Origin of the sequence: Thiohalophilus sp. (assembly GCF_031581315.1) — a bacterium.
Taxonomy (GTDB): domain Bacteria; phylum Pseudomonadota; class Gammaproteobacteria; order UBA6429; family Thiohalophilaceae; genus Thiohalophilus.
The window spans coordinates 1,810-10,883 of record NZ_JAVLAZ010000081.1; the positions used below are offsets into that span (position 1 = coordinate 1,810).

Here is a 9,074-nt window from a genome sequence, read left to right on the forward strand (position 1 = left end):
CGGCACCCCGATAAAGGCGGTGAGGATGCCAACTGGTAACTGTTGCGGCGCCAGCAGAGTGCGGGCGACGGTATCGGCCAGCAGCAGCAGACTGGCGCCGAGCAGGGCGGCGGCGGGCAGCAGGATGCGGTGATCGTGATAGCCGAGCAGCCGGATCAGGTGCGGCACCACCAGCCCGACGAAGCCGATGCTGCCGGCCTGGGTGACGGCGGTGGCGGTCAGCAGCGAGGCGATCACATAGATGACCAGGTGCAGGGTTTCGGTGCGAATCCCCAGCGATCCGGCCACCAGTTCGCCACGCGTGAGCACGTTGAGCTGGCGGGCCAGCAACAGGCTGGCCAGCAGACCAACCACCAGCACAATCGAGGGCAGGGCATTGGCGCGGGCGAAACCCAGGTCCCCCATCAGCCAGAACATCATCCGTTGCAGGCTGCTGTCCGGCGACAGGCTGAGAATAAAGCCGATGCCCGCCCCCCAGCCGGCGGCCAGAACCACGCCGGTCAGCAGCAGGCGGTTGCTGTTCCATTGCCCCTGGCCACGCGACAGCACAAAGACCAGCAACATGGCCACCAGTGCTCCGATGAAGGCGCTACCGGTCAGCAAGTGACCGCTCACCCCCGCCAGCATGGCCAGCAGCGCGGCTACCGAGGCACCGCCGGAGATACCTAATATATAGGGATCGGCGAGCGGGTTGCGCACCAGTACCTGCATCAGGCAACCGGCGACTGCCAGCAAGGCGCCGGTGGTCAGGGCGGCCAGGCTGCGCGGCAGGCGCAGCTCCCAGACCAGCTGGCTGGCGAGATCCGCCTCCGGGCGCCAGAGTGCGCCCCACACCTGGGCGGTCTCCAGAGCAACGCTGCCGCTGGTCAGGGAAATCCCCAGGCTGATCAGGCAGAGCCCCCCAAGCCCCAGCAACAGCCCCCATGGATGGCGTGTGGACATAAGGGCGGCTTACTCGCGCAGGCTGAGGATGGGCCAGCCGCGGGCGCTGGCGTGATCGGTCAGGGTCTCGTCGGGATCCACCGCCACCGGGTAAGTCACCCGCTCCAGCAATGGCAGGTCGTTGTGCGAATCGCTGTAAAACCAGCTGTCGGCCAGATTCTGGCCGGTCTGTTTCAGCCACTGTTCCAGCCGCTGGACCTTGCCTTCGCGAAAACAGGGAATGCCGCTGACCTGGCCGGTATAGCGTCCGTCGATCTGCTCGGGATCGGTGGCCAGCAGCTCATCGACGCCCAGTTCCTCCGCAATCGGTTCGGTGACGAAGCGGTTGGTGGCGGTAATAATCAGCAGAAAATCGTCCCGGGCGCGGTGTTTGTCCAGCAGGGCCCGGGCCGCCGGGGTAATGCGCGGGCGGATTTCCTCATCCATGAACTGACGGTGCAATTCGATCAGTTCCGGCGGCGGTATCTCGCTCAACGGGCGCAGACTAAAGGCGAGAAATTCCCGGATATCGAGCTGGCCGCTTTTATATTCCTCGTAAAAGCGGTGGTTTTCCCGCTCGTAGGCTTCCCCATCGACTCGCCCCTGCTGTACCAGAAAGCGGCCCCACAGATAATCGCTGTCGCCGTTGAGCAGGGTATTGTCGAGATCGAAGATTGCCAGGGTCACGCGTGTTCCTCCCGCTTGCACAAAAGGGGGCATGATAACCCAAACGGCGGGGCGAAAAGCAGCCGGGCGAGTCGGGCGGCCGGGGCGCTGGCGACTGACGGGTATATGAGTCGCTGCTGAAGTACTTAAATAGCTGAAATATATAGAAATATCGAGCCTGATAAGGGAAAATTTGCGAGCATCCGGGGGCTGTGAAAGAATCTGGTGCAGGGCTTTAAAAGGATGTGGCAAGTGATTGATTCGGAAGGATACAGAGCCAATGTGGGCATTATTCTGTGCAACCCGGAAGGCAAACTGTTCTGGGCCCGGCGTATTGGGCAGCAGGCCTGGCAGTTTCCCCAGGGTGGCATTCACCGCCATGAAACGCCGGAGCAGGCACTGTTCCGCGAGCTGGCCGAGGAGATCGGTCTGGCACAAAATGATGTGGAGCTGATTGGCGCTACCCGACACTGGCTGCGTTATCGCCTGCCGCAAAAACTGATCCGGTATCACCGCGAACCGATCTGTATTGGTCAGAAACAGCGCTGGTTTTTACTGCGCCTGATCGCGCCGGAGAGTAAAGTGAGTCTGGATGCCAGCGATACCCCCGAGTTCGATTGCTGGCGCTGGGTCACCCCGGCGGAGCCGGTGCGCGAAGTGGTCCCGTTCAAGCGCCAGGTATACCGGCGCGCGCTGGCGGAGCTGGGCCCGTTATTAAAAAAAGTGAGCGGCAAACTGGTTTACGGCCAGCTTGCCTGATACCGGCAGCGTCATCACCCTGTGTTATTCTGCCTGAGACAGGTCAAACCCTGATCCCACTGAATGGACCCTTATGCTTGATACCTTACGTCGATTAATCGAAGAGGTGAATCTGGCGCGCAATCTTGAGCAGGCGCTGGAGATCATCGTACGCCGTGTCAAACAGGCCATGCAGGTGGATGTCTGCTCGGTGTATCTCACCGATCAGGACAACGAATACTATGTCCTCAAGGCGACCGACGGCCTGAACCAGAGCAGTGTCGGCAAGGTGCGCCTCGGTCAGGAGCGCGGCCTGGTCGGCCTGGTGGCCAAGCGCGCCGAACCGGTCAATCTGGATAACGCGCCCGAGCATCCCCGTTTCTGTTATTTCCCCGAATCCGGCGAGGAGCCGTATCACGCCTTTCTCGGTGTGCCGATCATCCATCACCGCAAGGTGGTCGGCGTGCTGGTCGTGCAACAGCACGGCAGTGAAAAGTTCGATGAAAACAGCGTGACCTTTTTGATCACCATCGCGGCGCAGCTGGCCGGGGCGATTGCGCATGCCGAGGCCAGCGGCGAGGTCGAAATCCTGGGCCAGGTGACACCGGACCATCCGCATGACAGTCGCCCGATCGGCGGTCAACCCGGGGCGCCAGGCGTAGCGATCGGGACGGCCAAGGTGGTTTATACCCTGGCGGATATCGACGCGGTGCCGGATCGACGTACCGACAACGTGGAGGCCGAGGTCGAGACCTTCAATGCCGCGCTGGAAGCCGTCAAAAAAGACATCAAGAACCTGTCGGCCCAGTTTGTCGACAAGTTACCGGCCGAGGATCATGCCCTGTTCGATGTTTATATGCTGATGCTCGACAGCGACAGTCTGGCCGGTCAGACCCGTCAGCGCATCGAAGGGGGCAACTGGGCCCAGGGTGCGTTGCGCCAGACCATCCAGGATCATGAACGCATCTTCCGCGAGATGGAAGACAGTTACATGCGCGAGCGGGTGGACGATGTGCGTGATCTGGGGCGGCGGATTCTCTCGCATCTGCAGCAGGATACCCTCAAATCATTGGCGTACCCGGATGAGACCGTGCTGGTGGGCGAGGAGATCAGTGCCGCCATGCTGGCGGAAGTGCCGCCGGAGAAGCTGGCCGGGGTGATCTCGGTGCGCGGTTCGCGGACCTCGCACGTGGCGATCCTGGCCCGGGCGCTGGGGGTGCCGGCAGTGATGGGGGCCACCGATCTGCCGGTATCGCGCATGGATGGAACCGAAGTGATCGCCGACGGCTATAGCGGCCGGGTCTATGTGGCTCCGACCCATCCCATCCTGGAAGAGTATCGCCGACTGGTCGATCAGGAAGTCGAACTTTCCGAGGAGCTCAAAGCCCTGCGTGAGCTGCCGTCGGAAACGCTCGACGGCGAACATATTCCCCTGTACGCCAATACCGGTTTGATCTCGGATATGACTCCGACCCGGGAAAGCGGCGCCGAGGGGATCGGTCTGTACCGGACCGAGTTTCCGTTCATGATCCGCCAGCGCTTCCCCGGGGAGGACGAACAGCGCGCCAACTACCGACAGGTACTGGAAGCCTTTGCGCCGCGGCCGGTGGTGCTGCGAACCCTGGATGTAGGGGGCGACAAGGCCCTGCCCTATTTTCCGATTGAAGAGGAAAATCCGTTTCTGGGCTGGCGGGGTATTCGTATCACCCTGGATCACCCGGAAATCTTTCTGGTGCAGATCCGCGCCATGCTATTGGCCAGCGCCGGGCTGGATAACCTGAATATCCTGTTGCCAATGATCAGCGACGTCAGCGAGCTGATCGACAGCCTGAGTCTGATTCATCAGGCCTATGAAGAGTTGCTCGAAGAGGGGCAGGCCATTCGCATGCCCAAGATCGGCGTGATGATCGAAGTCCCCTCGGCCGTCTACCAGGCCGGTAATCTGGCCAAGCGGGTCGATTTCCTGTCCATTGGTACCAACGATCTGACCCAGTACCTGCTGGCGGTGGATCGCAACAACTCGCGGGTTGCCGAACTGTATGATTCCCTGCACCCGGCGGTCATCCGCGCCATACTACAAGTGGTGGACAGTGCCCGGGTTCACGACAAGCCGGTCAGTGTCTGTGGTGAAATGGCGGGCGATCCGGCAGCGGCGATCCTGTTGCTGGGCATGGGAATTCACAGCCTGAGCATGAGTGTCTCCAGTCTGTTGCGCGTGAAATGGGTGATACGTAACCTGAGTCGCGAGCGTGCCTCGGAGATCCTCAGCGAAGTGCTGGTGATGGAAAACGTGCACGAGATTCGCCATTACCTCAACGAGCAACTCGAAGAGGCCGGCATGGGCGGGCTGATCCGCGCGGGAAAATAACATTTATCTCTAGCAGAGACGCAAAGGCGCAGCAAAAACACGCTGTGTTGCGTCACCCCTGGCGAGCTCTGCGTCTCTGCGAGAGTCAATATTTAACAACCCGATTTTGATGTAGGTCAGGTTGCGCGAATGCGCTACCTGACACTCCTCGTATCGGCCGAATGTCACGCAGGTTAACGCCAGCGTGACCTACATAGGTGTGAACCGTGTGGGAAACTAACATTATTCTCTCGCAGAGACGTTTATGCCCGTTTTGTGGGTGCAAAGGCGCAGCGAAAAATACGCTGTGTTGCGTCATTCTTGGCGAGCTCAGCGTCTCTGCGAGAGTTACTTTTTAACAGGTTTATCAACTATGCAGCAGCAATCCCATGAAGTGGGTGTCGATCGGCATCTGAATCTGCATGAACTGATCCATGCGCTGGTGGAAGATGGCCGGCTGGATAAACAGACCTCGGACGAGTTTCTGATCCCGGCGCGCACCGGGCGACTGGAAATCCACCCGCTGGTGATTATCTCACAACAGGAATGGGATGATCTGACCCGCCCCGGCAAGAAGCTGACGCTGGAAGTGTTGACCCAGTGGCTGGCCGAACGCGCCGGTTTACCCTATATGCGGATCGATCCGCTCAAGGTCGATGTCACGGCGGTCACGGCTGTGACCTCGTCGGCTTATGCCGGCAAGCATCGTATCCTGCCGGTCAAGGTCGATAAACACAAAGCGGTTATCGCCACCGCCGAGCCGGATATTCGCAGCTGGGAAGATGAGCTGGCGCATGTCACCGGCCTGCAGATCGAACGGGTGATCGCCAACCCACTGGATATCTCCCGTTATCTCAACGAATTTTATTCGGTCAGTCACTCGATTCGTCGTGCTACCTCGGACAAGGATTCGGTCAATATTCCCGGTGTCAGCAACCTGGAACAACTGGTGGAGCTGGGCAAGACGGGCAACCTGGATGCCAACGACAAGGATGTGGTGCAGATCGTTGACTGGCTGCTGCAATATGCCTTCGATCAGCGTGCCAGTGATATTCACATGGAGCCGCGACGCGAGCAGGGACACATCCGTTTTCGCATCGACGGTGTCATGCATCATGTTTACGACATGCCTACGCCGGTGATGACCGCCGTTTCCAGCCGTATCAAGGTACTGGGACGTATGGATGTGGTGGAAAAACGCCGCCCGCAGGACGGACGCATCAAAACCCTGTTACCCGAAGGCGGCGAGATCGAACTGCGTCTGTCGACCATGCCGACCGCCTTCGGTGAAAAACTGGTGTTGCGGATTTTCAACCCGGATGTACTGGTCAAGGATTTCGCCGCGCTGGGTTTCTCCGCGAAGGAAATTACCGGCTGGAACCAGATGGTGAATCAGCCCAACGGGATTATTCTGGTCACCGGTCCGACCGGTTCGGGCAAGACCACCACGCTCTATTCCACGCTCAAGCAACTGGCCCAGCCCGAGGTCAATGTCTGCACGGTGGAAGATCCGATCGAAATGGTCGAGCCGGCGTTCAATCAGATGCAGGTGCAACACAACATCGGGCTCGACTTTGCCAGCGGGGTGCGCACCCTGCTGCGTCAGGATCCCGATATCATCATGGTCGGTGAGATTCGCGACAAGGAAACCGCCGAGATGGCGATCCAGGCGGCGTTGACCGGTCATCTGGTGCTCTCCACCCTGCATACCAACGATTCGTCCTCCGCCGTGACCCGTCTGCGTGAGATCGGGGTGCCTTCCTATCTGATCAACGCCACCTTGCTGGGCGTGCTCGCCCAGCGACTGGTACGGACCCTCTGTCCACACTGCAAGGCACCCACTGACGTGGATCCGGATCTGTGGCAGGCCCTGACCCGGCCGTGGAAAATGAGCGGCGAGCCGACCTTCTACGGGCCGGTCGGCTGCGACGAATGCCGCAACACTGGCTACATGGGACGGATCGGGATTTACGAAATGCTGCGCATGAGCCCCGCCATCCGCGCCCAGCTTGGCCCGGACAGTGATGCCGCGGAGATCCGGCGCACGGCAATCAACGAAGGCATGATCAAACTGCGCATCTCCGGCGCCCAGAAAATCGCCCAGGGACTGACCACCATGGAGGAAGTCCTCAACGTCGTGCCGAGCGATAGTGAAGTCTGACAGAATAGGGACGAGTGACGAGGTACGAGCGACGAGGAACAGCAATGCTGTGAATAGGTGAGATGTTTCCAGGACGCCTTGCCATGATCCTGTCGTAAGCCTGCAAACGCTTTTCCTCGGCCCTCGTAACTCGTCCCTCGTAACTCGCGCCTGATACCGGGGCGAATTACGCCCTGGTATCAGGCGCGATGGAGTTTGAGCGAGTAGCGCTTGATCTGGGTGAGCAGTTCGGCGTGGTTGAATGGCTGGACGATATAATCATCGGCCCCGGCCTTCAGGCCGTCACTGACATGTTCCATGGTATAGTGCTCCGCCAGGAGCAGGACCGGCGTGCTGCGCCAGCCGGGCATGTTGCGCAGCGTTTCCATGAACTGGCACTGACCGTCGCTGACATAGGCGACATCCAGAAAGATGAGTTCAGCCGGTGGCATTTTGGCCAGCAGGCGGGAGGCGATTTCGCAGTTGGTGGTGCTGACGACGTTATAACCTTCGCGGCTCAACAGATAGTCCAGCAGATAAGCGGTGTGCACGTCTTTTTCGAGAATCAGGAGTGTTCCCTGACGATTGATTCGTGCTTTGGCCATTTAACAAAATACCCGGTTTGTCCGACACTGGTGAAGCCCTGTGGCCTCATCTTCTTGAGGTATACATCGGCAGCGCAGCGGGGTGGCTTTAATCCCGCTTTGAATGTGTGACGCAGGCACGGATTTTCAGTGCCTGGTTGTAAGTTAATGATTATTAAGTGATAAACATCAGATGGACACATTGACACATGGCCTGAGCAGCGTCCTGCTGGCGCGGGCCACGGCCTCCGAAACCCCGGATCGGGAGGCCATCGCGACAGGACGGGTCCTGTCACTGCGCAGCCGTCTGACGGCCGGGTTTCTGGCCGGTATTTTCCCCGACGGTGATTTTCTCGTGCGGCTGATCGACGGGCCGTTGAGTTATCTCAAATACCATCGGGGAATCACGCATTCGGTTTTGATGTTGCCATTGTGGGCCGGCCTGTTATCACTGTTGTTTGTCCTGCTGTGGCGCGGCCAGTATCACTGGAGGGCATTCTATGCCGTGTGTGCCATGAGCCTGGGGATTCATATCTTCGGTGATGTGATCACCTCTTTCGGTACCATGATCCTGGCGCCATTTAGCCACGCCAAGTTCTCCCTGCCTTCAACCTTTATTATCGATTTCTGGTTCAGCGGGATCATTATTCTGGCCTTGCTGGTGGCGTGGATCTGGCGCAGACAGGGCCAACAGGTGGCACTGGTTGGCCTGACCACGCTGGCGATGTATATCGGTATGCAGCATTTTCAGGCCTGGCAGGCGCGCGATCTGGGTCGGGAGTATGTACAGCAGCAGGGGCTGGAACAGTCCGAAGTGCATGCCCTGCCGCAACCTTTGTCGCCATTTAACTGGAAGATCGTGATCGAACAGCCCCAACAGTATCACGTGAGTTATGTGAATCTGCATCGCCAACAGGTCATTCCCACGCCAGAGAAGCAGGCCGGCATGTTCGAGCGCATTAACGCTATCTATCGACCGTTGAACCGGCTGAACTGGGAGACGTTACCCCGTTATGGTGAAGGTGCGGCGCATGATCTGGCGCGGAATGTCTGGCACCAGGCCGTGCTGAAGCATATTCGGGATTTCATGTTGTTCCCCGCCCTCTATCGTATCGAGCAGCGGGAGCAGGGGTTGTGTGCCTGGTTCCAGGATCATCGTTTTATTCTGGGGGATGCCCGCAACGTGCCGTTTCGCTTCGGTGCCTGTCGCAACGGCACCAATGACTGGCAGCTTTATCGTCACCAGGGTGATCACATCGTTCCGCTATCGCCCTGAACCGTTATTTGAACAGCGCCAGAATCTCGCCCGCGCTGTTGCGCTTTTTCCCGTTGCAGCTGATATAGCGCTGTACCTTGAAGCGTTTGTTTTTATCGGCCTGTTGATAGATTTTTCGGGTGTAGGCGGTATTGTGATTGGAGATTAAAACAGGGATATTTCGTTCCGCGCAGCCTTGTGCCAGATCGGCCAGGTGTTGCTGATCGTCCAGACTGAAGCCGCCGGCGCTATAGGTGGTGAAGTTGGCGGAGGTCGACAGCGGTACGTAGGGCGGATCGCAATAGATGACATCGCCCGCTCTGGCCTGTCGCATGGTCTGTTCAAAATCCCCCAGCAGGAATTCGGCCCGCTGTGCCCGGTGATGAAAGGCGAGCATCTCCTTTTGCGGAAAGTAGGGGCGCT

8 protein-coding genes are annotated in these 9,074 nt (G+C 59.1%); 4 read left to right on the forward strand and 4 right to left on the reverse strand.

What is annotated here, in order from left to right:
- Both RI563_RS10760 and RI563_RS10765 read right to left on the reverse strand, forming a co-directional pair.
- On the reverse strand, positions 1-942 hold a 942-nt coding region (locus tag RI563_RS10760), incomplete at its 3' end, for an iron ABC transporter permease (protein WP_310694385.1).
- Positions 943-951: 9 nt separating this feature from the next.
- Entirely contained in the window at positions 952-1,608 is a 657-nt protein-coding gene (locus RI563_RS10765; RefSeq protein ID WP_310694386.1) for an HAD family hydrolase, read from the reverse strand.
- 222 nt (positions 1,609-1,830) lie between these two features.
- Between RI563_RS10765 and RI563_RS10770 the strand changes: the two genes are divergently transcribed.
- The 3 genes from RI563_RS10770 (at position 1,831) to RI563_RS10780 (ending at position 6,833) form a co-directional block, all read left to right on the forward strand.
- Positions 1,831-2,346 (forward strand): RNA pyrophosphohydrolase, encoded by a 516-nt coding sequence (locus RI563_RS10770; protein WP_310694387.1) that lies wholly within the window; start codon positions 1,831-1,833, stop codon positions 2,344-2,346.
- A 73-nt stretch (positions 2,347-2,419) separates the two neighbouring features.
- Positions 2,420-4,693 (forward strand): phosphoenolpyruvate--protein phosphotransferase, encoded by a 2,274-nt coding sequence (ptsP, locus tag RI563_RS10775; protein WP_310694388.1) that lies wholly within the window; start codon positions 2,420-2,422, stop codon positions 4,691-4,693.
- 352 nt (positions 4,694-5,045) lie between these two features.
- Positions 5,046-6,833: a GspE/PulE family protein gene (locus tag RI563_RS10780; RefSeq protein WP_310694389.1), complete on the forward strand. Its 1,788-nt coding sequence runs from the start codon at positions 5,046-5,048 to the stop codon at positions 6,831-6,833.
- Positions 6,834-7,012: 179 nt separating this feature from the next.
- Here the strand turns inward: RI563_RS10780 and RI563_RS10785 are convergent, their stop codons facing one another.
- On the reverse strand, positions 7,013-7,417 hold the full coding sequence (locus RI563_RS10785; protein WP_310694390.1) for a two-component system response regulator: 405 nt from the start codon (positions 7,415-7,417) through the stop codon (positions 7,013-7,015).
- 172 nt (positions 7,418-7,589) lie between these two features.
- On the opposite strand from RI563_RS10785, the gene RI563_RS10790 reads away from it, so the two are divergent.
- Positions 7,590-8,672, forward strand: coding sequence for a metal-dependent hydrolase (locus RI563_RS10790; RefSeq protein ID WP_310694391.1), 1,083 nt, complete (start codon positions 7,590-7,592; stop codon positions 8,670-8,672).
- Positions 8,673-8,676: 4 nt separating this feature from the next.
- Here RI563_RS10790 and RI563_RS10795 read toward each other — a convergent pair.
- Positions 8,677-9,074, reverse strand: a 398-nt coding sequence (locus tag RI563_RS10795) for a DNA adenine methylase (RefSeq protein ID WP_310694392.1), incomplete at its 5' end; no start/stop codon positions are given.

What these genes read in the sequence shown, in the direction of transcription:
- RI563_RS10770 (WP_310694387.1), top strand. Translation starts at nt 1,831, where the DNA reads ATGTGGCAAGTGATTGATTCGGAAGGATACAGAGCCAATGTGGGCATT.
- ptsP (WP_310694388.1), top strand. Translation starts at nt 2,420, where the DNA reads ATGCTTGATACCTTACGTCGATTAATCGAAGAGGTGAATCTGGCGCGC.
- RI563_RS10780 (WP_310694389.1), top strand. Translation starts at nt 5,046, where the DNA reads ATGCAGCAGCAATCCCATGAAGTGGGTGTCGATCGGCATCTGAATCTG.
- RI563_RS10785 (WP_310694390.1), bottom strand. Translation starts at nt 7,417, where the DNA reads ATGGCCAAAGCACGAATCAATCGTCAGGGAACACTCCTGATTCTCGAA.
- RI563_RS10790 (WP_310694391.1), top strand. Translation starts at nt 7,590, where the DNA reads ATGGACACATTGACACATGGCCTGAGCAGCGTCCTGCTGGCGCGGGCC.